Consider the following 25017-nt stretch of genomic DNA (forward strand, 5'->3'; position numbering starts at 1 on the left):
AGGCTATCACCTTCTATTAAGATAATAGTCCTTTATGATATCAGTTTAAAAGTATTACACACAGACTAATTATGCAACAATGTCTGCAATATTAAATTAGTTGAACCGTGACGATAATCTAATGGTGATGCGCCATAGTCTTTTTCATTACCCCAATAAAGATAGTTTTTGGTACCTTTAACATGTAAATAAAGTTGAGGTGATTTTTTACCTTCTATTTTGGTTCTATCAACCGTTAATTTAGCGCCAGCACGATAAAGCACCTTTTTATTTTGCTTAAATTTGGCAGTATACGCATATGCATCATTTATTAAAGACACACTCACAGGTCCTTTATCCCACAACGTCTTACCATCTACCAAAGCAACGTCTGCCGCATTGATATATTGTGTTTTACTAATCTGAAAATAAGTATGATCACCTTGTTGAATTGCAGGTAAAGTCATCTTAGTTTTATTTTGATAATAATAAAATTGAGTATTAGCAGCCGCTTTCTTAGGTTTACCATAATAGTTTAAAACCGTTCCTTGTTTTAGATTTTTATTCTTGACTTGCTTGCCTGTTGCATCATAAATAGGTGCATTATTATTTAAAAACACGGTTCCCTTGCCATTCAAAGTAGTTACTTGGCTGGCATCAATATAACCGCCCTTACCAATATTAAATAATTGCTTAGGCGAATTATAGTATGGTACCTCAATTTTTGGTTTTTGTTTACTAGTAAAATAATTCTTGCCACCATTATAGCTAACTAATTTTTTACCATTTTTATCATAAATATAATTTTTCTTGTGCCGAAAATGTAACTTGACCGTATTTGTGTTACCAAGCCAGGTTAACACATCGCTTTCTTTAACATAGCCTCCTTTACCAATCGAATAGTAAAGCTTACCACCAATAATTCGACTAGTTGGCACAGGAATCCCAGCTGCAAAGCGCTGCTGAATAATATAAGTCTTGCCACTATATTTTAAACGAGTACCAGCTTTGATATTTTGATGATATTTCGAATTATAATTACCTGCACGATCATAAATTATTGGTGCTTTATTTACCTGGATTGTATTCTTAGCTGCTTGGGCTTTCTTCGTCGTTGCTTGTACCGTAGTCGTGATATTGGGAAAAGATAATATAGGTGCTACTGTCAATACGGTTGCTGCCACAAGTGCAAATTTGCAATTGAACTTCATTTATTTCACCTCATTCATTTCATAACTCCATCATAGCATTTTATATACAACTTTTGGGTAGAAAAAAAGCCAGTTCCACTGGAACTGACCTTTTTATGATTGACGTTATGATTAACGACGTGCTTCAGCAATTCTTGCTGACTTGCCGTGACGTTCACGTAAGTAGTAAAGCTTAGCACGACGTACACGACCATGACGCTTAACTTCAACCTTAGCAACACGTGGGTCGTTAACTGGGAAGGTTCTTTCAACACCAACACCTGAAGCAATCTTACGAACTGTGTAAGTAGCACCGATGCCAGTACCCTTCTTCTTGATTACAACGCCTTCGAACAACTGAATACGTTCGTGAGTACCTTCAACAACACGTACATGAACAGTAACAGTGTCACCTGCACGGAATGCAGGAATATCGTCACGAAGTTGTTCTTTAGTTAATTCTTGAATTAATGGATCCATAATATACTTTTCTCCTTCTTCGGCATTCATCAACGTACCAACGCCAGCGGAACACCCCTAAACTTATTCATTGTGGTCACGCCACGATGAATAGTATATCAAGTAGAGCTTGCTTAATCAAGCTCTGCTTTAATATCTGCCAACATTTTCTTTTCTTCAGTTGTTAAAACTCGTTCTTTGAGCAAATCAGGTCGATGCAAATATGTTGTTCTAAGAGCCTCTTTATGCCGCCATTGTGCAATTTTTTGATGATTGCCACTAGTCAATATCTCTGGCACCTTTTGCCCTTCAAAATCTGCTGGACGCGTATATTGCGGATATTCTAACAACCCATGTGAAAAGCTTTCTTCAACTGGACTAGCTGCATTGCCCAAAATACCAGGTAAAAGTCTTACTGTAGCATCAATCATACTCATTGTTGGCAATTCACCACCAGTTAAAACATAATCACCGATTGAAACAGTTTCGTCAGCCAAGTCATAAACCCGCTGATCAAAGCCCTCGTAATGTCCGCAAATAAAGGTTAATTCATCTTCTTGGGCCCAGCTTTGCGCCATTTTTTCATTAAAAGTTTTACCTTGTGGTGCAGTAATAATTACCTTACCTGTAGATGGTAACGAGTCAAGTGCTTTTTTAATCGGCATAATTTGCAAAACCATCCCAGCGCCACCACCATAGGGAGTATCATCAACATGATGATGTACATCGGTAGTGAAATTACGAAAATTAACTAAATTAAGCTCCCATTTTTTATCTTCAAGCCCACGTCCCAACATTGAAACTTGCAAAGGAGCAAACATATCAGGAAAAAGTGTCAATACATTAATCTTCATCGCGTAAGCCCTCCAATAACTCAACATAGACTTTTTTATTAGCTACATCTACTTTTTTAACCACCGATGCAATATTAGGAATCCAATACTCTTTACCATTATCTTCATGGACTAGCCAAATATCATTAGCACCAGGTGATTCAATATCAGTGATTTTACCCAAGCGCTTACCGGATTCTTCATCAATGACATCACAGTCAAAGATGTCCTTATAGTAATACACGCCTTCAGGTAGTTCACCGCGGTCGGCTTCACTAACAACTAGTATTTTTCCTTTTAATTTTTCAGCTTGATCAATATCAGTAATCTCTGCAAATTGAACTAACCAAAATTGCTTAAAAGGTCTACTCTTGGCCACAGTTAAAACTTGAGAAGTTTCATCTTTGATTGCCAAATGCATCCCTATAGCAAAACGATCTTCAGGGAAATCAGTAATTACACTAACTTTAACTTCACCATTCAAACCGTGCGTAGTTAAAATCCGAGCAACATCGTAATATTCCATTTTTTCTCCTTTAGGTATAAAAAAAGCTTGAAGCACACGGCATCAAGCTCTTAATTAATAGCAAAATTACTTGTTGTATTTTGCATCGTGCAACTTAGCCATCAAGCCAGCACCTGAAAGAAGTGATCTAACAGTGTCTGAAGGTTGTGCACCTTTTTGTAACCATTCAAAGATCTTGTCTTCGTCAAGCTTCAATTCCTTTGGTTGTGAAACTGGGTTGTAGTAACCAACTTGTTCGATGAAGCGACCATCACGTGGCATACGTGAGTCTGCAACAACGATTCTGTAAAATGGCTTTCTCTTGGCACCAGCACGGTGCATACGAATTTTAACTGACATAAATTAATTTCCTCCTAAAACTTAACGATTAATAATATACCACCAAACTTAACAGGTGTAAAGTATTTTTCCTTAACAGTTTATTTTTTAAGAATGGAATCTTTTTACCTTGCGTAAACGCTTCTTCTTATTTTTCTTGAAATTCTTATTCATTCGGCGCATTGCCATCTTAGCCATTGGCGAATCCATTCCAGGCAAATTGCTCAAGCCCTTCATATTTCCTTTAGACATTTTACTCATCATGTCGCGCATTTGCTTAAACTGCTTAATCATCCTATTGACTTCAACTACAGGACGACCTGAACCAGCAGCTATTCTTCGGCGACGGCTTGGATTAAGCATATCAGGATTTTCTCGTTCCTCAGGAGTCATTGAATAAACAATTGCTTCAGTATGATCAATTTGCTTTTGATCAACATTTAGATTCTTTAATTGCGGATTATTAGCTAGTCCCGGAATCATCTTCATGATTTGATCAAGAGGCCCCATTTTTTGAACTTGTTGCAATTGATCAACAAAATCATTGAAGTCAAAAGTATTTTCCCGCATCTTTTCAGCGACTTTTTCAGCTTCCTTAGCATCATAATCTTGTTGGGCTTTTTCAATTAAGGAAAGCATGTCACCCATACCTAAAATTCTGGATGCCATTCTATCTGGATGGAAAACATCTAAATCGCTTAATTTTTCACCTTGACCAGTAAATAAGATCGGCTTACCAGTTACCGCACGAATTGAAAGAGCTGCACCACCACGAGTATCACCATCTAACTTAGTCAAAATCACTCCCGTAACATCAAGGCGTTCGTCAAAGCCTTTGGCTACATCTGTTGCCGCCTGACCAGTCATGGCATCAACGACTAAAAGAATGTTATCAGGATGGGCTACTTTCTTTACCCGCTCTAATTCTTCCATTAAAGGTTCATCGATTTCTAAACGACCAGCTGTATCGATCAAAACATAGTCATTCTTGTTCTTTTCAGCCTCTGCAAGTCCATCTTGAACAATTTTAGCTACGTCTTTTTCTCCGTCTTCACTATATACTGGAACTTTTAACTGATCACCAATTTGTTTCAATTGATCAACAGCAGCCGGACGATAAATATCGCCAGCTATCAACAGCGGACGGGCCTTTTCGGTCTTTTGCAAATGATAGGCTAATTTACCCACAGTCGTAGTCTTACCAGTACCCTGCAAACCGACCATCATAATGATAGTTGGAATATGCTTAGACTTGTTTAAAGGAACCGCTTCTTCACCCATCATCTTCGTTAACTGTTCATTAACGATCTTAATTACTTGTTGACCTGGGTTTAAACTTTCCTGAACTTCCTTGCCAAGGGCTTCTTTCTTAATGGTTTTAATAAAGTCCTTAACGACCTTAAAGTTAACGTCGGCTTCTAACAAAGCAAGTCGAATTTCACGACTAGCCTTATTAATATCTTCTTCTGAGACCTTACCTTTGCCAGTTAAATTTTTTAATGCTTTTTGAATTCTTTCACTTAAATTTTCAAAAGCCATGGGCTATTCTCCCCTCAATTGATTTAATAAATTGGTTATTTCTTTTTTAGCAGCTTCACTATCACCATTATCTAAAGATAAAAGCGTATCTGCCAAGACATCTTCAACCTGATTGTTGTCGCGCTTCATATGCAATTTCTCTTCATAGTTCTGAAGAATTTTACTTGAGCGCTTGAGATTATCATAGATAGCCTGACGAGATACTTGATGATTAGCAGCTATTTCGCCTAGAGACAAATCATTGTAGTAATAGTCTTCAAAATAAGATTGTTGCCCCTGGGTTAATAAAGAGCCATAGTAGGCATATAAATCGCCTAGCTCCTCGTTTTTAGTTAGTTCATCCATTGATTTTCACCAGTCTTTAGTATAACAAAGGTCATAAGCTAGTGCTAGATTAACCTATCTTAGATAACAATTTCTAAAAAAAGTGGAATTTCAAATATGTAGTAATTGATTTTTTAACGTATTTTTAATTATAATTAGATGGATATATTTTAACATAAGGAGGAGTTGCGTTGTGAATCTTTGGCAGAGAATGAACAGTAAAGAAGATCCACGCGTCTATGAAAATAAAGATGGACACCTGGTTCGCTCATTAAAAGTAAAGGACTTCTTAGCTCTAGGTGTTGGAACAATCGTCTCCGCTTCAATTTTCACTCTACCTGGTGAAGTTGCAGCTAAGCATACCGGCCCTGCAGTAGCGATTTCCTTTATTTTAGCAGCAATCGCTGCTGGTTTAGTGGCTTTTGCCTATGCAGAAATGGCTGCTGCAATGCCATTTGCAGGATCAGCTTATTCATGGATCAACGTAGTTTTAGGAGAATTCTGGGGTTGGGTAGCAGGATGGGCCCTTCTAGCAGAATATTTCATTGCTTTGGCTTTCGTCGGTTCGGGGCTTTCTGCTAACTTTAGAGCTCTAATCGCACCATTAGGTTGGAAACTACCCGCGTCATTATCTAACGCCTTTGGCAATAACGGTGGTATTATTGATATCATTTCTTTAGTTTCAATCTTGTTAGTTGCCTTATTAATTGGTCATGGTGTTTCAAGGGCAGCTCGCGTTGAAAATGCCTTAGTTGTATTAAAGGTGGTAGCCATTCTACTCTTTATTGCCGTTGGCGTTTTTGCAATTAAAAAAATTAACTTCACCCCATTTATACCGAAATACAAGATGACTGCTAACGGTCCATTCGGTGGCTGGCAAGGAATCTATGCTGGTGTTTCAATGATTTTCTTATCTTACATTGGCTTTGATTCAATCGCCGCTAACTCAGCTGAGGCAATTAATCCACAAAAAACTATGCCTCGCGGCATTTTAGGCTCACTTGCTATTGCTGTTACTTTATTTGTCGGAGTTAGTTTAGTTTTAATTGGAATTATGCCTTATCAGAAGTATGCTAATTCCGCTGAACCAGTGGGTTTAGCCTTACGGTTTGCTGGTCATCCAATTGTTGCCATCATTGTTCAAACCATTGCTGTTTTAGGGATGTTCACTGCTTTGATTGGGATGAGTATGGCCGGTTCAAGATTGATCTATTCATTTGGCCGTGACGGGATGCTTCCTAAATGGCTGGGCAAGTTGAATGCAGATCGTCGACCTAATAATGCTTTATGGACATTAACAATCGTAGCAATTTTACTTGGAGCGTTTTTCCCCTTCTCCATGTTGTCACAATTGGTTTCAGCTGGTACTTTAATTGCTTTTATGTTTGTTTCTTTAGGTATTTATAAGTTGCGTCCACGTGAAGGAAAAGACATTGATGATCCTTCATTCAAGATGCCATTTTATCCAGTTTTACCTGCTTTAGGTTTCATGGCTGCTTTAATTGTCTTCTTAGGGCTTGACTACCAAGCTAAACTTTATGCTGGTATTTGGTTTATTTTAGGCTTAATCATTTACTTTAGCTATGGTGTTCGTCATTCAATTTTAAATAAGCAAAATAAATAAAATTAATCTAAATACAGTTAAAAAGATCTGCATTTTGCAGATCTTTTTTCGTACCATTATTTTTTCAATACAATTCCTTCATAGAGTTTTACTGTACTTAAGTAATAAAGCAAATACAATACTAAAAAGATCGTAAATGGAATCCAAATTTTATCGTATGGATTAGCTAAAATCCCTTTGAAAAATTGTAGTCCAAATAATACATCAATCACACCCAAGACAGCCGGTAAAGCGAACAAGGTACCAATCTCCGCTTTAATCGAGCTCTTTAATAACTTACGTCTTGATCCGACCTTCCACAACATTTCATATCGAGGACGATCACTGTTTGCTCCTGATAGCACTTTAAACATTAAGGTTGAAGCTAACATAGCTAAGAAAGCTAAGCCTAAGAAGAAGCCCATAAATTCAAAACCTGACGCAACGCTTGCTACTAAGCGATATTGAGCAGATTTAGAATTATTCAGAGAAACATAAACTCCTTGTGCATCCTTAGTAACTGTCTGGTCAAGTGACATCTTTTGCAATTTTTCAATATTATTAAAATTACTTCTAAAGTTATTGATTAATAGCAAGGTTACTTGTTTGTTTTTTCCAGGAATCTTCACATATTCAGCTGGAGTTACAACTTTAACCTCATAATCAGAATAAGGTGTTAAACTAGCAAGTTGGAAATTCATCTCTTGTTTTTTATTCTTTACACCTGCAACTGTAATCGTCTTTGTCTTCCAATTCATTTGGTCGCCGTTCTTTCGACCAGATTGGAATTTGATTTTTTTCTTAGCAATTTCTTGGTCAGTAACATATAGAACAGGAAACTTCTTTTTCCCATTGACCTTATAATTCAAAGTCGTTTGTTTTCTAACGGCAACTTTTTTAAGTTGTTGATTAACTTTAGCATCCCTTTTATACAACACAGCATCATAATATGTTGCCTGAAGAGCAGTCTCTGTCATATTATTAAAGTTTAATCCAACAGTGATCGCACCTAATGCTAGAGCAAAAAGCAAGGAAATAACAGTTAAAACTCTATTGTAATCACCTAACCTAAATTTTAGCTGACCTAAGGTAAAAGAATGCAGTTTACTGTATTTAAACTTTTTATTTTTCCGTAAAGCATTGATAACTGTAGTAAATACAGAATCAAATACAAAATATGAACCAGCCAAAATAGTGACAAAACCAATTTCAACCGATTTAATTTGCAACTGATGGTAATCCCACATTGCCCAGTAGCCAATGGCTAGAAGGGCAAGGCCTAGAATTACTTCAGTTGCTTTCCAGATTCGGTTATTACGTAACTTAACTGGTTTTTGATCCTCATGCAAAAGCTTGATTACACTAGTACTTACCAATTTGTGCCGATTCCAAATTGCAGCCAAGAAGAATAAAACTACAAAGAAAACAACTGTCCATAAAATAGCCGGTAAATAAAAGCCTAAGAATTTATGCAGCTGCAAACCCAATTGAGAGATTAATAACTGAGAAGCAACTTGAGTCAAGCCGATACCAATTAAAATTCCTAATGCAGTAGCGAGTAAACCAATAACAACCGTCTCTGTAAAAATTAAACGGCCAATTTTACTATTTCTCGCTCCTAGGATCATATAAGTACCATAATCTTTTTTACGCATACTAAGCAAAAAACTATTTGCGTAAACAATATAGACTAGGGTAATAATAGCTAATAGCGCTATCCCAAAAATAAAGACCATCTGGGTAATTGAAAAGGCAATGGCCATTGAACCCTTAAGAAAAGCTGGATTAATTGCAATGGTCATAAACATATAAAAGATTGCAGCAGCTAGAGTTAGCCCCGAAAACAAAACAGCATAATCTTTAAAGCGACTTTTTAGCCCTGTTAGTGATAATTTCCAAAGCACGTCTATACCTCCCTCTAACGTCTACCTAATTCAGCAATAATATCTTGATAAAATTCTTCTCTGGTCTTATTTTCTTTTTTAATTTCTTTGCCGATTTTTCCATCTTTGATGAACAAAATTCTTTGAGCGTAAGAAGCTGAATAAGGATCGTGCGTTACCATCAGAATCGAAACTTGATCATTCTTATTCAAGTCTGCCATTGTTTTCAATAATTCCGTAGCTGATTGTGAATCTAAAGCTCCTGTAGGTTCATCACCATATAAAATTGCCGGATTATGGACCAATGCTCGAGCTGAAGCAACACGCTGTTTTTGACCACCAGAAATTTCAGCTGGGTATTTGTCCAAGATAGATTCTATTCCCAATCTTTTGGCAATCGCCATTGCTTTTCCGTCAATCTCCTTTGCCTTCACTCCTTGAAGCGATAATGGCAAGGCTATATTCTCGCGATTAGTCAAATTATCTAGCAAGTTGAAATCTTGAAAAATAAAGCCAATTTCTTTTCCGCGAAAATCTGCCATTTGATTGTTCTTAAGTGCAGTAATGTCTTGCTTATTGACTAAAACATGTCCACTAGTTGGCTTATCTAACGTCGACAAGATATTCAATAAAGTTGTCTTTCCTGAACCAGAAGCACCCATAATGCCAACGAATTCACCTTGTTCAATGGCAAAGCTAATTCCTTTTAAAGCTTGGTATTGCTTCTCACCTTTTTTACCATAAGTCTTAGTTACTTGATCCACTCTTAAAATTTCTGACATTTTTATCCTTTCACTAATAATATTACTGTTCTATTTACTTAATACAGTAATATTATATTAAAGATTTGTCAATAATTTTTGCATAAAAAAACTCCAAAAGTAATTAACTTCTGGAGTTCTACTATTTTACATTACTTATTGTCTTCACTCGACTTAAGCATCTTTTTCAGTACATTAACCAAGCCAAGAGTTTCATCTTTACTGAGCATCCCTGTAATAGTTTGGTCAGTTTCTGCACGGTGCTTTTCAACTTTCTTGCACAAATCTTTGGCAGCCAATTTTTTGTCAAAAATTTGACCTTGTCATTAGTTACATGCAATTCTTTAGCCAACTTTTCAAAAGTTTTGCCATGCTGATGATGATTTAATTCAATAACAGTTCATTAGCATTAATACCAAATTTTTTTAAATCGTCATTCATTTGTTTTTCAACTTCATTGTTAATCTTAGTAAAAAAATGAGCCAATAGTACCTTCTGCCATTGTCTATATTCCTTTCATTTCACATATTATAAAAAACAGCCCTTTTTCGAGCTGTTTTGAATTTATTAAAGATTTTCATCCATATTGAAAGTAAGTTTGGACATGTTGATCGATTCAATCATCATTTGACCCCAAAGCTTTTCAGTTTCCTTACGAGTATGGGCAACAGTCTTTTGATTTTCCTTAGTCAAATATTCAGTTAACTCATCACCTGATTTACCTTCTGCACCAGCAATAATTTCTTCAACTCGACCTCTGAAGTAGCGGTTAAGTTCAGTTAAATAAGTAGTATCAAGCTGAACAAATTGTGGGTAATGACTTTCAACGATAGCTGCAAATGACTTGTAATACCACCATGCATCATTCATATTGTAATCCATTGAGGTATTGTTATATGAAGGATCAGTATCATTCATATTAGCAAAGAATGGTACAAATGGAGTGAAAGTTGGACCACCGATACATAACCACATAATAGCCGCACGATCTGCTGGAACATCACTTCTAATTTGCAAAATATGAGCATTTTGCGTACGGTTTAAACCGATTGGACGGTAGCAATGTTTTTCTTCATCCGTACCCTTACCAAATGGATCATACGGGGTATCTTGGTAGTGTGAACCTAAAGCAAATTGAATATCTTCCTTAGTGATCTTCTTAGCTGCCTTACGAATAAATGGAATATCGCCATCTTGTGGGTTTTGTTCAATTTCGGGATTGAACAATTTTTGAATATACCATTGACGGTTGGTGTTGTAGTGACGATCTTGTTCAGTATAGGTACCAAAAATATGACGGAAGTTCCAGCCTTCATGATCTGGGTTCAAATGGTGTTCTTCAACAAATTCTTGAATACCTTCACTCCACATGAAGTAATCAGGATTATCAAAGTCAACTTGTTCAATCGCAACTCGATTACCAGTTGCAGCGTAACAATCATCTGGAATGCGCTCAGCTACCCAGTGGTGACCTGTAACAATTTCCATGTACCAAATTTCATCTTTATCACTGAATAAAACTGAGTTACCAGCTGGTGAACCGTACTTAGCAATTAACTTACCTAAATATTGCACACCATCACGAGCTGAATGAATGTATGGCAAAACAGAAGTCTGCATGCAGTCTTCATCTAATCCATCTTTAACAAGTGGATCAAATGCTAAAGTTCTCTCATTACCATAAGTTGATTCAGTACATGACATTGCAACGTTTTCTTGGTTAATTCCACTTTCATCGTAGTAGCCACGATGCTTGTAGTCAACATTAGGAACAGCTGGTACACGTTGCGCATCTTCTGGCAAGTCCATTTCAAACTTGTTTAACCATGACTTAATATGTTTCTTTTCACCATGACGGGCTGGCTCAATAATGAACTTTTGTGGGGTAATTGGACGAAAAGTGTCATCATTACGAGCAATCATAGTGGTGCCATCAATCGAGGCATTTTTACCAACTAAGATAGTAGTACAAGCACTATATTCTTTCATAAAATTCTCCTTATAAAACTATATTTACATCTCTAACTTTATCACTAGACCAAGCCGTGGAAAAGACCGATCGCATAATTTGCAGCATCAAAATCAGCTAAGTCTTCAGCTCTTTCGCCTAAGCCAACCAATTTAACCGGCAAATTCATTTCATTACGGATAGCTAGAACTACCCCACCCTTAGATGAGCCGTCCAACTTAGTTAAAACAAGCCCAGTTAATTTGGTGGTCTTGTCGAAGTCTTTGGCTTGCAAAAGCGCATTTTGTCCAGTTGAACCATCTAACACAAGCAAGGTTTCTGTTGGCTGGTCTGGTAAAAGCTTCTTGATTGTTCTATGAATCTTTTCCAGTTCGGCCATTAAATTCTTCTTATTCTGTAAGCGTCCCGCAGTATCGACTAAAAGATAGTCAGCTTTTTCATTGATTGCCCGTTCAGTTGCATCATAAACAACAGAAGCAGGATCAGCCTTTTCTTTACCAGTAACTACGGGTACGTCAACACGTTTTCCCCATTCAACTAACTGTTCAACGGCACCCGCTCTAAAGGTATCGGCAGCAGCTAAAATTACTGACTTTCCTTCATCCTTAAAACGTTTGGCTAACTTACCGATTGTAGTAGTTTTACCTGCACCATTAACCCCAACAAATAGGTAAACATTAGGTTTAGCTTCAGCATTATACGTCAATTGCTCATCTTCGCTATTGCCGCCTTTATCATAAAGGTCAACCAACTTTTCAACGATTACTCGCTTCAAGTCATCACGTGACTTAGCATTTTGCAATTTAGCCTCTTCACGCAATTCATCAGTTAATTGTTCAGCAGTTTCATAGCCAACGTCAGATTCAATTAATAAGTCTTCTAGATCATCGAAGAAATCTTCATCAACTGTTCTAAACTTGGCAAAAAAGGCGTTAAGTCTTGCACCAAATCCCTTGTTAGTCTTTTCTAGCCCCTTTTCATAAAGCTGTTCTTGTGATTCTGTTGGCTCCTCATCAGAAACTTCAGTTTCTTCAACTTGTTCTTCTGTTTCAGTCTCAGTAGTCTCTTCTACTTTAACTTCTTCAGGCTGTTGTTTAGAATCTAAATCTACTGCTTTTTCTTCATCACCAGATTCAGCTTCTACCTCAGAGTCTTTTTGTGCTTCTACTGTTTGTTCTTCTTTATCAGTAGTTTCAGTTTTCGATTTAGCTTCATCAACTACTTTTTCAGATTCTTGATCATTATCTTCTGATTCAGGCTTAGCTTCATTTTCTTGCTCAGTCTGTTTTTCTTCTTTTTTGTTTTCATCCTCTTCGTCTTTTTTACCAAAGAGTGATTTTTTTATTCGATCAAATAAACCCAACTATTTCACCTCATTTTTATTCTTCATTTCTTTTAATGATACCGACAATACTTGCGAAACGCCAGATTCTTGCATAACCACACCATATAATTGGTCAGCCTGCCGCATCGTCCCTCGTCTATGCGTGATCACGATGAATTGGGTTTTCATATCGTATTTAAGCAAAAATTGCGCAAAACGAGTAACGTTTGCATCATCCAGGGCAGCTTCTACTTCATCAAGTACACAAAATGGTACCGGATTAACCTGCAACATGGCAAACAACAAAGTAATTGCGGTTAACGCGCGTTCACCACCAGAAAGCAGACTTAAACGTTGCTGCTTTTTACCAGGCGGCTGTGCGATAATCTCAATTCCAGTTTCTAGCAAATTATTAGGCTCAGTGAGTTCCAATCTAGCTTTACCGCCACCAAAGACAACTGGAAAAATACTCTTAAAGCTAGATGCTACTTGATTAAAGGTACTCTTGAAGCGCGTCTTAACTTCTTCATCTAACTCGTTCATTGACTTTTCAAGGTCATCACGAGCTTTTAACAGGTCATTTTGCTGACCATTCAAAAAGTCATAGCGCTTTTTCACATCTTCATATTCTTGAATAGAATCAAGATTTACTTGGCCAATATCTTCAATTGACATGCGATGCAACTTCACGCTTTTAGCCAGTTCATTGCGCTTTTCTTCAGTATTTTCGCCTTCTGCTTGCTCTAAAGCAGCTTCAAACGTTAAGGCATACTCTTCACTCAAAGTTGACAAGCGCTGATCAATTGCGGAATTAAACTTCGCAATCTTTACTGAGTAATCTTCTTGTTCAATTGCTGCATCTTTGCGTAAATCATAATTACGACTGGCAACTTGGTCAAGTTGATTAATCTGCGCATCAACTTGTCCTAATTGCGCACTAAGTTCATTCAGCTTCTTTTGCAGAGTTTCATTCTTTTGCTTAATTTCAGCTTTTTGTGTTTGTAAATCAGAATTCTTCTTAACTGATAATTCACCATTTTGACTTAATTCAGTTAATTTCTGCTCTAAGCTATCAGTTTGCTTCTGATTATTAGTGATCTGACTATTTTTTTCTTTTTCCTGACTAGCTAAGTTTTCCAACTTATTAGTATAAACTGCAATTTGAGGATCAAGCTTTGATAATTCCTCTTGTACACGTTGACTTAAGCTATTGAAGTTCTTAATCTTTTCTTGCAAGTCATTCATTTTGCCCTTTTGTACTTCATTTTGCTTAGCCAATTGTTCCTGCTGATCATTAGCCTGAGTGATTTCTTTCTTTAAAGCAGCAATCCGATCTTGTTGTTCTTTTACTCGAGATTTATATAAACTATTAGCATCAGTTAGCCGCTTTACTTCCTTTTCTTGATTTTGGAAAGAAATAGCAGCTTCATTAATCGCTTGATTAGTCTCCTGCAAAGTATCACGCAGTTGTTGCAATTTAGCCGCAACTTTTTCACCTTGAGTAACTAGCTCATCTAACCGTTCTTGATCTTCAGCCAAATTTTGTCGTAAAGTCTGTAATTGCTTCTCTAACTGATTAATTTCAGTTGCCGTCTGCAGTGGTGAATTATTACGTTGGTTTCTTTGACCACCAGTCATCGAACCACCCGGGGAAATCACATCGCCATCTAAGGTAACAATCCGATAGCGGTTAACTCGACGTGAAATTGACATTGCACTATCAATCGTATCAACGATAATCACACTACCCAGCAAATAATTAATCGCAGCAGTAATATCTTGATCGGCTTTACTTTCAACTAAATCACTTGCTACGCCCTTAAAGCCACTAAAAGATTGCAAAGTAGTGATAGTTGACTGTGGAATAGTGTATTGACGCAAGCCATCTAATGGTAAAAAAGTAGCTCGTCCACTACGACTACGCTTTAATTGATTAATTGCATCCCTAGCACTAACTCTGCTTTCAGTAATCAAATCCTGTACGCCACCGCCAAAAGCTGTCGTCATTGCAGCTTCTAGCTCAACTGGAAATGTAATCAATTCACCCACAGCCCCGATCACACCAGGGAAATCAGACAGATGATTCAAAACATTACGTACACCGTAGTAATAACCCTCATGCCGCTTTTGAATATTTACTAAAGCTTCATGTCGTGCTTCAACTTTCTCTAATTGACTGCGCTCTGCGTTAACGGCTTGCCGAATCTGATTAATCTGTTTAGTTAAATCATTATTTTGATCATTAACTTGCGCAAATTTTTCTTTTTCCTTTTGCCGCTTAACTGTCAGCTGCTTGCCTTCAGTTCTCAGCTTTTCCAGTTCAGTCCGAGCATCGGTTAGCTGCTTGCTTACATCACTATTTTGATATGTAGTGTCTGCCTGACTACGTTTTAATTCAGTATTCAGATTAACAATCTGATTATTAGTTGTAGCCTGATCTTGTAAAAGTTGAATATAGTCGTTACGACAATCTTCTAGTCGCTTACTCAATTCTTCTGGATCATCGTGCAATTCACCAGTCAATTGATCATGCTGCTCTTGTAAAGCATCTTGCTCCTGCTTAAGTTGCTTTTTATTCCGCTGCAGTTCAGACAATTCATCCTTTAGCTTAACCAAGCTATTTTTCAATTCTTCAACTTGACGTTGAGTTTCTACCCTAGTTGAATTATTAAACTGTTGTGATTGCTGTGCGACCTGCAAGTTAGTATTGATCTGTGATAATTGGTCACTTAGCTTTAATAATTCACTCTGCGTTTGCTCTCGCTCATTTTGAATTTTTTGATATTCTGCCCGTTTTTCAGAAACAGCACTTTGTGAACCTTTTACTTCATTATCCAGTTTTGTTAACAGGATTTGGTTCCTATCTGCTGCTTTTTGGACTTCTTCTTTTTGCCGGTTTAAATCCTCAATTTCAAAAGCTAATAGACTTTTTAATTTCTGATCTAGTCCCTTCTTTTGAAATTGATATTCTTTAGCCAGCGAACTTTGCTCATGCAGCGGCTCCAATCGACCTTCAAGTTCTTTAACCAAGTCATTGATTCTAATTAAATTATCCTTGGTTTTCTCCATTTGCGCCCTGGCAGCTTCTTTTTGTTGTTTAAAATGCAAAACACCAGCAGCTTCTTCAAAGATTACTCTTCTTTGTTCAGGACGAGAATTCAAGATTTGATCAACTCGACCCTGAGAAATAATTGCTAGGCTATTAGGTGAAATTCCAGAATCAAGAAAGAGTGTCCGCACATCTCGCATCCGCACTTGCTGATTATTAATTAAAAAGTCACTGTCACCTGATCGCAGAATTCTTCTAGTAATTGAGACCTGATCTGAATCAAAAGCCAACTCACGCTTTTTATTATCAAAAACTAAAGTAACTTCCGCCTTATTGAGCGGCTTACGAAATTGACTACCGGCAAAGATGACATCCTTCATATTCGTTCCACGTAGTGACTTAGCACTGGATTCACCCATTACCCAACGTACGGCTTCAGTAATGTTACTTTTCCCCGAACCATTAGGACCAACGATTCCCGTAATTCCATCATCAAAATGAATAGTTGTCTTATCAGCGAATGATTTAAAACCATCGAGCACTAATTCTGTTAATGGCACTTTTTCATCCCCCTTATTTTTCTAATTTTTGTAAAGCGACCTTAGCAGCTTGTTGTTCAGCTGCTTTCTTATTGTGACCCTCACCTTTTGATTCAACTTTTCCGTTAATTTTTAGTTCAACAACAAAGTGTGAAGGTAATTGAGATTCACTAATAACGGTGTATTCGATATTCACAGGACCATCTTGCTGCAATACTTCCTGCAAGTCTGTCTTATAGTCGCGTGAATCATCGAATTCACCCTTATCAATCAATGGATAAACTGTTAAATGCAAAAAATGTTCAACTGCTGGCATCCCTTGATCAAGGAAAAGTGCCCCATTGAAAGCTTCAAACACGTCTTCCAGTAAAGTTTTGCGGTGTCGTGCTCCAGCTTTTTCTTCACCATTGCCCAAGTGAATCTCATCTTGAAAACCACATTCAATGGCGAATTCTGAAAATCCTTCAGTTCGGACAATATTAGATCTCAAACGAGTTAATTCACCTTCATTCAACTTAGGATAATGAAGATAAACATAATTCGAAACGGCTAATTCTAGCACAGCATCACCAAGAAATTCGAGTTTTTCATAATCGCGAATTCCATCATTGGGATGTTCATTTGAATATGAAGAATGCGTAAATGCTTCTTCTAATAGCTTTTCATTGTTAAATTCGATATTATAATCGTCTTTTAATTTTTTTAAAAACTTTGTACTTACCATAAAAATGCCCCTTTTTATACCTATAAATTATACCAGTTTTCGGGTCACAGAAAAAAGACCGCTTCTAAAATTTAGAAACAGTCTTTTGTAATTTTAAATAATTGCTTTACTTAGCGTAAGCAACATTGTACCAGTTAGGGAAACCATTACCCATTGAATCCGATGGCTTAAGTGAGTAACCAGTAAGCTTCTTGTTAACGGCAGTAATTGAGTAACTATTAGCTATAGGAATTACGTAAGCTTCATCAAACATGTACTTTTGCCATTCATGGAATTTTTCAACTCTGTACTTGTGGTTGAAGGCCTTCTGTGAATCCATTTCGTCAAGTAACTTGGTGTTTTCAGGAGTTACGAAACGTGAGTAGTTCATTGGAGCCTTTTCGCTATACAAGTCATTAGGTGATGGTTCACTTGATAATGACCATGCACCAATAAACATATCTACTGATGGATCATCGTTTTGAACCTTGTCGTAGAATGAATTGAATTCGATTAAACGACCACTAGTTAACTTAACGTTCAAGCCCATCTTCTTCCATTGTTGGATATAGTTTTGAACGATTGGCTCGGCAGTTGAGCTACCGGTCATGGCTGCAAGGTGAATAGTTAAAGGCTTGCCGTTAGGTTGTACACGGTAAGTACCCTTCTTCTTGTAGCCAGCCTTGTCCAAGATTTCATTACCCTTCTTAATATTGTAAGTGTAACCCTTAATATCCTTGTCAAAGTAATCACCAAATTGTTTTGGAATCAAAGTTGGAACTCTGAATGATAAACCAAATGAGTAACGCTTGTAAACTTGGTTAACGTTCATACCATAACCAATAGCTTGACGTAAGGCCTTGTTATTCATCTTAGAATTCTTGTCCATTACGTTTTCGCCCTTCTTGGCATCCCACTTACCAACCTTAAAGCCTAAGTATGAGTATTGTAGTGGAATTTTAGCGATAAAGTTAACGCCCTTAGTATCCTTGATGTTCTTCCATTGTGAGTTGATTACTTGAGTAACGTCAAATTTTCTTGACTTAATACTTTGAGCAACTGAGTTAGGGTTAATTACTGTAGCAGTAATCTTTGAAAGCTTTGGCTTACCCTTGTAGTAGTATTCGTTAGGAACCCAAGTTACTGATTGACCACGAACAACCTTTTGCAATTTGTAAGCACCAAAGAACAATGGCTTCTTACGAATCTTATCACTTGACATTAAGTCCTTGAATTTAACATCTTTCAAGTAGTGGTAAGGAGCAGCAGCTTCCCAAATGTAACCATTACCTGAAGTGTTCATACCAGGCTTCATCGTCTTAAAGTGAAGAACAGCTTTACGACCATTTTCGCCATCTGGCATTTCAAAGCCTGAGATAGTCTTTGACTTACCTTCATGATATTCTTGCAAGCCTTCCAAATCAGCTAAACTTGAAGTGTAACGTTGTGACTTAGTGTCTTTGTTAGCAATAATTTCATAAGCGTATTCATAGTCCTTAGCAGTTACTTGCTTGCCATCTGACCACTTAACACCCTTCTTAATTTCAACAGTTACGGTCTTAGCTTTTTGGTCAACCTTAATTGTTGCAGCACCTTTATCATTGAAAACATAGTGATCATCAGTACCAAAAAGTGATTCTGCACCATATTGCATAACTTCAGTATCAGTAGCTGAAGTTGAAAGTTCGTCGTTGAAGATACCAGTAAATGGGGTATCAGCTTCAACAGCAACCTTAACAGTACCGCCATTCTTAGTAGCCTTAGTAGGAACAGCTTCCTTAAACTTAGAAGCAGTCTTTGATTCATCAGAATGAGATTCTGACTTACCACAGGCAGCTAAGGTAAGAGCTACACCTGATAACAGTGTAATACCAGCAAAAAGTTTTGCCTTTTTCATTAGTAAAATTCCTCCATTACTTGAAGCAAGTTGACTTATTAAGTTTATCACTCTTATAAAAATATAACAATAGCATGAAAAAGACAGGTATTCGGATTAAGATACCTGTCTTTTCTATTAGTTAGTTATTAGAATTTAATATAAGGAATTTGTTTATGTTTAGAATTTTGGAGTTTAGTTTTACTAATGATTAATGAATTACTTAGCGTAACCAACTTGGTACCATAATTGGTGACCGTTGTTATTTTGTGATGGTTTGGTTGAGTAACCAGTAAGTTTGTTATTAACTGCAGAAATACTGTAAGAATTATTAGTTGGAATTACAAATGCTTCATCATACATGTACTTTTGCCATTCATGGAAGACTTTAATACGGTAATTAGTATCAAATGCTTTTTGAGAGTCCATTTCTGCAAGCAACTTGTTGTTTTCAGGAGTTGCAAAACGCTCATAGTTCATTGGTGAGGTTTCACCATACATAGATGCTTGTGATGGCTCAGAAGCTAAGCTCCAACCTGCAGAGAAGAAGTCAATATCTTTAGAGTCGTGTTGCACCTTGTCATAGAATGAGTTGAATTCCATCAAACGGCCACCAGTTAACTTAACATTAAGACCGATCTTATGCCATTGTTGCAAGTAGTTTTGGGTAATAGCTTCTGCGTTTGGAGAGCCTGACATTGAAGCGTAGTGAAGAACTAATGGATTACCATTTGGTTGTACACGCCACTTACCCTTCTTCTTATAGCCAGCCTTGTCAAGCAATTCATTAGCTTTCTTTAAGTTGTAATTGAAGCCCTTAATACTACTGTCGTGATACTTACCAAAGCCTGAAGGAATCAAAGTATTAATTCTAAAGCTTAAGCCATGAGTATAACGCTTGTTAACAGCATCTAAGTTCATTGCATAGCCGATAGCTTTTCTTAAATTCTTGTTACCAACCTTAGAATTCTTATCCATTACATTCTTGCCAGTCTTGGAATCCCACTTACCGACTTTAAAGCCAAGATAACTATATGCAAGTGGAACCTGAGCAACCCAGTTAACACCTTTAGTATTCTTAACTTGATCCCATTGTGAATTAATTACACCAGCAATGTCGAACTTGTGACTCTTGATAGCTTGAGAAGCTGAGTTAGTGTTTACTACAGAGATGGTAATTTTATCCAACTTTGGTTTACCTCTCCAGTAGTATTTGTTAGGAACCCAAGTTACTGATTGACCACGAACAAGCTTATCAAGCTTAAATGGGCCAAAGTATAATGGCTTCTTTCTGATTTGATCACTTGATTGAAGTTTATTAAATGGAACGTTCTTTAAATAATGATATGGAGCAGCTGATTCCCAGAAGTAACCATTACCTGAGAAGTACATACCAGGCTTTAATTCTTTATAATGAATTACAATAGTGCGACCCTTTTCACCATCTGGCATTTCAATCCCTGAAATAGTTTTTGCCTTACCCTCATGATACTCTTTCATACCTTTAATTTCTTCCAGAGTAGAATCATAACGTTGAGCTGCTGTCTTTTTGTTAGCTAAGATTTCATATGGATATTCAAGATCCTTAGCATTTACTTGTTGACCATCAGACCACTTAACACCCTTCTTCACTGTAATAGTTACAGTTTTGGCTTTCTTGTCAATCTTCATAGTTGCGGCACCTTTGTCATTGATTCTGTAATGATCATCGGTGTCAAATAATGATTCTTCACCTGGAGCTGCAACGCTTGAGTCAATTGCAGAAGTTGCTAATTCATCTGAGAAAATCCCAGTAAACGGAGTATCAGTTTCTAGAGCAACTGATACACTACCACCTTGTTTAGTAGCTTTCTTAGGAGTGGATGCTGGGAATTTTTGTGCATCCTTAGCACCAGCATTATTGCTTTCACTCTTGTTACCACAAGCAACTAACGCTAATGCTGCCGCAGAAACGACTCCTACTGAACCCAATACTTTTGATAATTTCATACTTTGTTTTCCCCATCTAGGATACAATTCATTTTCAATAGTTATTTGAATCAAGTTGATGATTAAATCATACCACCATAAATTAAAAATGCAATAGTTTTATGAGATTATTTTTAATTTATATTTTATTTACTTTCAATAAGAATTTAGTTATAAATATGCAAAAACAGCTCTACCAAACGATAGAGCTGTTTTAATCTTCTTAATACTTTATTAGTTTTCACGCTGTCTTGCGTCACCAGCACGTTGCAGAGCTTGACCAACATAGTTAATACTTAAGGAAATTACCAAAAGTAAGATGGTAGCAGGCAACCACAACCATGGACGGTTAATAACGTTAACTGGGTCATTAGCAAATCCAATCAAAGTACCAAGTGATGGCGTAGTACTTGGTAAACCATAGTTCAAGAATGACAAACTAGTTTCAATACCAATGTTACCAGCAATACTCAAAACAACGTCAATGATAATCATTGAAGTAATGTTTGGCAAAACTTCACGGAACATAATCTTAAAGTTAGATGAACCTGAAGTCTTAGATGCCAAAACATAGTCACGACCACGCTGCGACAGGACGAACGAACGGAAGTAACGTGCCGTGACCGTCCAACCAAACATCGCAATCAAGAATACCAAAGTTACGGCATTGTAGTTAGGAATAACAGTAGTCAAAACAATAATAATTGGCATTTGTGGCAAAATCTGGATAAAGTCAACTATTCTCATGATAACTGAGTCAATTGCTCCACCAAAGTAACCTGAAACCAAACCAACTACCAAACCAACAATTTCAGTAATTACAGTAACTGAAATACCAATCATGATTGAGTTACGTCCACCCATGATGAGCAGCTTCAGAATGTCACGACCACCATCATCAGTACCTAACAGGTGGCCTGCTTCACCCCAACCATAATATGAATCGGCAATGTTCATTTCAGTTACTTGAGCACGGTTTAAGAATAATGAACCACCAAAAGTGAACAGTAAAATTACAATAATGATAATCAAAGCTGTTAAAGCAGACTTTGAACGCACAATTTCGTGCATAACCACCTTGAATCCAGAAGGTGGGAGAGTAGCCTTTTGCTTTGCGTCTTCTTTAGTAGCTTTCTTTGTAGCTTTTTCTTTCTTATCAGCCATTTTTTCTCTCCTCCCTATTGAATTCTAATACGTGGGTCAATGATACTCATAATGATATCTGACAATAAGTTACCAATTAGAGTCAAGATACCAAAGATCAAAATCAAAGCAGTCAGAGTAGTGTAGTCACGTTGACCAATTGAGTCAAGGAACAACTTACCCATACCAGGGTAACTAAATACACTTTCAATGATCATTGAACCACTAAGCAAACCGGTAATAGTGTTACCAAGGAAGGCAGCGATTGGCAATAATGAGTTACGTAAAATGTGCTTGTTGAAGACGACATTTTCAGGCACACCCTTACTACGAGCGGTTCTTACGTAGTCTTCAACCTTGTTATCAACAATCCCAGTTCTTAAGTACTGAACAGTACCAGTAGTAGTAATCAAGGCATACAGAATTGCTGGCAAAATCATGTGATAGATTCTACTGCCAAGTACGCCCCAGAAACCAGAGGCACTAGCTGAAACAGAACCAGAAATTGGGAACCAGCCCAAGGTGAAACCGAAGAGCCACAAACCTAAGATGTAGAATACGAATCCTGGGGTAGCCAAGGTGATGTAGTTAAAAATTCTAACACTAGTATCTTGCCATTCGTCTTGGTGACGACCTGAAGTAATACCAAGAGGGATAGCAATGCTATAAGTCAAAATAGTAGTTAAAAGTGATAACCAGAAGGTGTTATTTGCACGATCGGCAATCAATGAAGTTACAGGAACGTGCTGGATGTAACTTGTACCAAGATCACCATGGAACAAGTTGCCCACCCATCTAAAGTATTGCACGTACCATGGATCAAACAGACCTGCAGCCCGTTTTAAGGCTTCAATTTGTTTAGGGTCGGTGTTAGGGTTAATTGATCCACTGAATGGGTCACCAGGCATCATTTTAGCCAAAAGGAAGACCAGCAAACTCAAGATAATCAATTGAGGGATCATGATTAACAAACGCCGTAAAATCGTTTTCCACATGCTTAATCACTCTCCTTTTCTTCTAATTCTTCAAGTTTAGCTTCGTGGGCCATATCTTTTGGCAAAGCTACCCAGTGCTTAGGTGCTACTTGTTGTAATGGATATACACGACCATCCTTGTCGTACCACTTGCTTTGATTTTCTTGGAATTCCTTTTCAACTTGTTCGCGATGTTTCTTGTGTTCTTCACGATGTTTAACATCAACTTGAGGAATAGCGGAAAGCAAACGCTTAGTATAGATATGAATTGGGTGCTTGTAAATTTCTTCACGGCTACCTAATTCAACCAAACGACCACGGTGCATGATTGCCAAGTTTTCTGACATGTGCTTAACGACACCCAAGTCGTGAGAAATGAACAAGTAAGCAATGTTATATTGTTGTTGAATGTGCTTCATGAAGTTCAAAACCTGTGCTTGAACTGACAAGTCCAAAGCAGAAGTTGGTTCATCAGCTACAATCAACTTGGGATTAGTAGCAACCGCACGTGCAACACCAATTCTCTGACGCTGACCACCTGAAAATTCGTGTGGGTACTTGTAGATTGCATCACTAGGCATCCCTACAATATCTAGCAATTCTTGTACACGATCACGTTCTTGATCAGTCGTTAAGTTTTCAAAATTTCTAATTGGCTCTGCAATGATATCTTCAATTCTCTTTCTTGGGTTCAAACTTGACATTGAATCCTGGAAGATCATTTGAACATCTTTATTATAATCAAGCTTCTTACGGTTGCTTGCCTTAGTTACGTCCAAACCCTTATACATGATTTGACCACTTGTAACTTTTTCAACCCCAACAATCGCCTTACCGGTAGTAGATTTACCAGAACCAGATTCACCGATTAAACCGTAAGTTTCACCTTCACCAATTGAGAAATTAATCCCATCAACGGCACGGACATAATCAGTAATTCTGTTCCAAAATCCAGAGCGAATTGGGTAATAGACCTTTAAATCTTTGATTTGAATAATTTCTTTTGCCATAAACTACTCCCCACTTGCTGTCTTTTCATCCTCAAAGTGGAATGACTTCCAGCAAGTACATCTTACCCAGTGACCTGGCGCAACTTCATGCACCTTAGGTTCTTCTTCATGTGCGCTAGCAGGAATCCAAGGAATTCTTGCAGCAAATCTATCACCAGTACGTGGCATATTCTTCAAAGATGGCACAGTACCGTGAATTACATGAAGATCTTCATCCGTATCGTCTGATTGAGGCATTGAGTTAAGTAATGATCGAGTATATGGATGAAGTGGGTTTTCAAAAATTGTCTTTACATCAGATTTTTCAACAATTTGACCAGCATACATGACTGCAACTTCATCAGCAGTTTCTGCTACAACACCTAAGTCGTGAGTGATCAAAATAATCCCTGAGTGAGATTGTTTTTGAATATCTTCAAGCAAATCCAAAATTTGAGCTTGAATAGTAACATCCAAAGCTGTTGTTGGTTCATCGGCAATAATAACTTCAGGCTTACATGCAATCGCCATCGCAATTACAACACGCTGACGAAGCCCACCAGACAACTCATGTGGGTACATTTCGTACATTTCTTCAGGCTTTGGCATTCCTACTTGATTAAACAATTCAATGACACGTGCGTGACGTGCCTTTTCGTCCATATCAGTGTGGTAATAAAGAGTTTCAGCAACTTGGTCACCAACACGCATCAATGGGTTCAAGCTGGCTAACGGGTCCTGGAAGATCATTCCGATCTTGTCCCCACGAATCTTATTGAAAAGTGATTCATTCAAGCCAACTAGGTTTAATTCATTGTAAAGAATGTCCCCTGTTACTTTAGTATTTTTATGGTCGTACAATCCAATGATACTTGAGGCAATTGTACTCTTACCACAACCAGATTCACCAACGATGGCTAAAATCTCGTCGCGCTTCAGAGTCAGATTAACATCGTCTGCCGCATCATAGAATTTCCCTTGCAAACGGTATGCCGTATGCAGGTGTTGAATATCTAATAAAAGATCACTCTGCTTCTCCAAAGGTCATTCCTCCATCTCGAGCTTTTT

The 25017-nt window shown here is 37.4% G+C and carries 21 protein-coding genes; 1 reads left to right on the top strand and 20 read right to left on the bottom strand.

Annotated features, from left to right (window positions below; genetic code table 11):
• Positions 1-65: 65 nt before the first annotated feature.
• The 7 genes from CP367_RS07635 to ylxM form a co-directional block, all read right to left on the bottom strand.
• Entirely contained in the window at positions 66-1190 is a 1125-nt protein-coding gene (locus tag CP367_RS07635) for an SLAP domain-containing protein (RefSeq protein ID WP_089145961.1), read from the bottom strand.
• 111 nt (positions 1191-1301) lie between these two features.
• Positions 1302-1649, bottom strand: a complete 348-nt coding sequence (gene rplS / locus CP367_RS07640; protein ID WP_005722007.1) for a 50S ribosomal protein L19 — start codon at positions 1647-1649, stop codon at positions 1302-1304.
• Between the two features lie 113 nt (positions 1650-1762).
• Positions 1763-2482 (bottom strand): tRNA (guanosine(37)-N1)-methyltransferase TrmD, encoded by a 720-nt coding sequence (gene trmD / locus CP367_RS07645; protein WP_005719317.1) that lies wholly within the window; start codon positions 2480-2482, stop codon positions 1763-1765.
• Positions 2472-2987 carry a ribosome maturation factor RimM gene (gene rimM, locus CP367_RS07650; protein WP_023488731.1) on the bottom strand — a complete coding sequence of 172 codons (516 nt, stop codon included), beginning with the start codon at positions 2985-2987 and terminating at the stop codon, positions 2472-2474. Before rimM ends, trmD begins: the two co-directional genes overlap by 11 nt.
• 66 nt (positions 2988-3053) lie before the next feature.
• Positions 3054-3326 (bottom strand): 30S ribosomal protein S16, encoded by a 273-nt coding sequence (rpsP, locus tag CP367_RS07655; protein ID WP_003547870.1) that lies wholly within the window; start codon positions 3324-3326, stop codon positions 3054-3056.
• Positions 3327-3413: 87 nt separating this feature from the next.
• Positions 3414-4844 carry a signal recognition particle protein gene (gene ffh / locus CP367_RS07660; RefSeq protein WP_023488732.1) on the bottom strand — a complete coding sequence of 477 codons (1431 nt, stop codon included), beginning with the start codon at positions 4842-4844 and terminating at the stop codon, positions 3414-3416.
• A 3-nt stretch (positions 4845-4847) separates the two neighbouring features.
• Positions 4848-5189 (bottom strand): YlxM family DNA-binding protein, encoded by a 342-nt coding sequence (gene ylxM / locus CP367_RS07665; RefSeq protein WP_023488733.1) that lies wholly within the window; start codon positions 5187-5189, stop codon positions 4848-4850.
• 172 nt (positions 5190-5361) lie between these two features.
• Here ylxM and CP367_RS07670 point away from each other — a divergent pair, with 172 nt between their 5' ends.
• On the top strand, positions 5362-6792 hold the full coding sequence (locus CP367_RS07670; RefSeq protein ID WP_089145962.1) for an APC family permease: 1431 nt from the start codon (positions 5362-5364) through the stop codon (positions 6790-6792).
• Positions 6793-6848: 56 nt separating this feature from the next.
• Here CP367_RS07670 and CP367_RS07675 read toward each other — a convergent pair whose 3' ends face one another.
• The 13 genes from CP367_RS07675 to CP367_RS07735 all read right to left on the bottom strand — a co-directional run bounded on the left by CP367_RS07675 (position 6849) and on the right by CP367_RS07735 (position 24990).
• Entirely contained in the window at positions 6849-8675 is a 1827-nt protein-coding gene (locus CP367_RS07675; RefSeq protein WP_089145963.1) for an FtsX-like permease family protein, read from the bottom strand.
• A gap of 14 nt (positions 8676-8689) precedes the next feature.
• On the bottom strand, positions 8690-9436 hold the full coding sequence (locus CP367_RS07680) for an ABC transporter ATP-binding protein (RefSeq protein WP_013086514.1): 747 nt from the start codon (positions 9434-9436) through the stop codon (positions 8690-8692).
• Positions 9437-9567: 131 nt separating this feature from the next.
• Positions 9568-9699: a hypothetical protein gene (locus CP367_RS11130; RefSeq protein ID WP_255404448.1), complete on the bottom strand. Its 132-nt coding sequence runs from the start codon at positions 9697-9699 to the stop codon at positions 9568-9570.
• Between the two features lie 283 nt (positions 9700-9982).
• On the bottom strand, positions 9983-11404 hold the full coding sequence (locus CP367_RS07690; RefSeq protein ID WP_089145964.1) for a C69 family dipeptidase: 1422 nt from the start codon (positions 11402-11404) through the stop codon (positions 9983-9985).
• Between the two features lie 44 nt (positions 11405-11448).
• Positions 11449-12747: a signal recognition particle-docking protein FtsY gene (gene ftsY, locus CP367_RS07695; protein ID WP_089145965.1), complete on the bottom strand. Its 1299-nt coding sequence runs from the start codon at positions 12745-12747 to the stop codon at positions 11449-11451.
• A complete protein-coding gene (smc, locus tag CP367_RS07700; RefSeq protein WP_089145966.1) occupies positions 12748-16317 on the bottom strand; it encodes a chromosome segregation protein SMC in 3570 nt (1189 codons plus the stop codon). It abuts the gene before it with no gap.
• Between the two features lie 13 nt (positions 16318-16330).
• On the bottom strand, positions 16331-17020 hold the full coding sequence (rnc, locus tag CP367_RS07705; RefSeq protein ID WP_005728467.1) for a ribonuclease III: 690 nt from the start codon (positions 17018-17020) through the stop codon (positions 16331-16333).
• 106 nt (positions 17021-17126) lie between these two features.
• Positions 17127-18896, bottom strand: a complete 1770-nt coding sequence (locus tag CP367_RS07710; protein WP_089145967.1) for an oligopeptide ABC transporter substrate-binding protein — start codon at positions 18894-18896, stop codon at positions 17127-17129.
• Positions 18897-19094: 198 nt separating this feature from the next.
• A complete protein-coding gene (locus tag CP367_RS07715) occupies positions 19095-20864 on the bottom strand; it encodes an oligopeptide ABC transporter substrate-binding protein (protein WP_089145968.1) in 1770 nt (589 codons plus the stop codon).
• A gap of 213 nt (positions 20865-21077) precedes the next feature.
• Entirely contained in the window at positions 21078-22007 is a 930-nt protein-coding gene (locus CP367_RS07720; protein WP_089145969.1) for an ABC transporter permease, read from the bottom strand.
• A gap of 14 nt (positions 22008-22021) precedes the next feature.
• Positions 22022-22981: an oligopeptide ABC transporter permease gene (opp4B, locus tag CP367_RS07725; RefSeq protein ID WP_005719359.1), complete on the bottom strand. Its 960-nt coding sequence runs from the start codon at positions 22979-22981 to the stop codon at positions 22022-22024.
• 2 nt (positions 22982-22983) lie between these two features.
• Entirely contained in the window at positions 22984-23970 is a 987-nt protein-coding gene (locus CP367_RS07730) for an ATP-binding cassette domain-containing protein (RefSeq protein WP_023488745.1), read from the bottom strand.
• 3 nt (positions 23971-23973) lie between these two features.
• Positions 23974-24990: an ABC transporter ATP-binding protein gene (locus tag CP367_RS07735; protein ID WP_005723130.1), complete on the bottom strand. Its 1017-nt coding sequence runs from the start codon at positions 24988-24990 to the stop codon at positions 23974-23976.
• Positions 24991-25017: the final 27 nt, after the last annotated feature.

It is taken from the genome of Lactobacillus sp. UMNPBX16 (assembly GCF_002553775.1).
Lineage (GTDB): Bacteria > Bacillota > Bacilli > Lactobacillales > Lactobacillaceae > Lactobacillus > Lactobacillus crispatus.

Coding starts and splice junctions, on each gene's coding strand:
- ffh (WP_023488732.1), bottom strand. CDS start 4,844: ATGGCTTTTGAAAATTTAAGTGAAAGAATTCAAAAAGCATTAAAAAAT.
- ylxM (WP_023488733.1), bottom strand. CDS start 5,189: ATGGATGAACTAACTAAAAACGAGGAGCTAGGCGATTTATATGCCTAC.
- rimM (WP_023488731.1), bottom strand. CDS start 2,987: ATGGAATATTACGATGTTGCTCGGATTTTAACTACGCACGGTTTGAAT.
- CP367_RS07710 (WP_089145967.1), bottom strand. CDS start 18,896: ATGAAAAAGGCAAAACTTTTTGCTGGTATTACACTGTTATCAGGTGTA.
- CP367_RS07680 (WP_013086514.1), bottom strand. CDS start 9,436: ATGTCAGAAATTTTAAGAGTGGATCAAGTAACTAAGACTTATGGTAAA.
- CP367_RS07720 (WP_089145969.1), bottom strand. CDS start 22,007: ATGGCTGATAAGAAAGAAAAAGCTACAAAGAAAGCTACTAAAGAAGAC.
- CP367_RS07730 (WP_023488745.1), bottom strand. CDS start 23,970: ATGGCAAAAGAAATTATTCAAATCAAAGATTTAAAGGTCTATTACCCA.
- rnc (WP_005728467.1), bottom strand. CDS start 17,020: ATGGTAAGTACAAAGTTTTTAAAAAAATTAAAAGACGATTATAATATC.
- opp4B (WP_005719359.1), bottom strand. CDS start 22,981: ATGTGGAAAACGATTTTACGGCGTTTGTTAATCATGATCCCTCAATTG.
- trmD (WP_005719317.1), bottom strand. CDS start 2,482: ATGAAGATTAATGTATTGACACTTTTTCCTGATATGTTTGCTCCTTTG.
- rplS (WP_005722007.1), bottom strand. CDS start 1,649: ATGGATCCATTAATTCAAGAATTAACTAAAGAACAACTTCGTGACGAT.
- CP367_RS07635 (WP_089145961.1), bottom strand. CDS start 1,190: ATGAAGTTCAATTGCAAATTTGCACTTGTGGCAGCAACCGTATTGACA.
- CP367_RS07690 (WP_089145964.1), bottom strand. CDS start 11,404: ATGAAAGAATATAGTGCTTGTACTACTATCTTAGTTGGTAAAAATGCC.
- rpsP (WP_003547870.1), bottom strand. CDS start 3,326: ATGTCAGTTAAAATTCGTATGCACCGTGCTGGTGCCAAGAGAAAGCCA.
- CP367_RS07715 (WP_089145968.1), bottom strand. CDS start 20,864: ATGAAATTATCAAAAGTATTGGGTTCAGTAGGAGTCGTTTCTGCGGCA.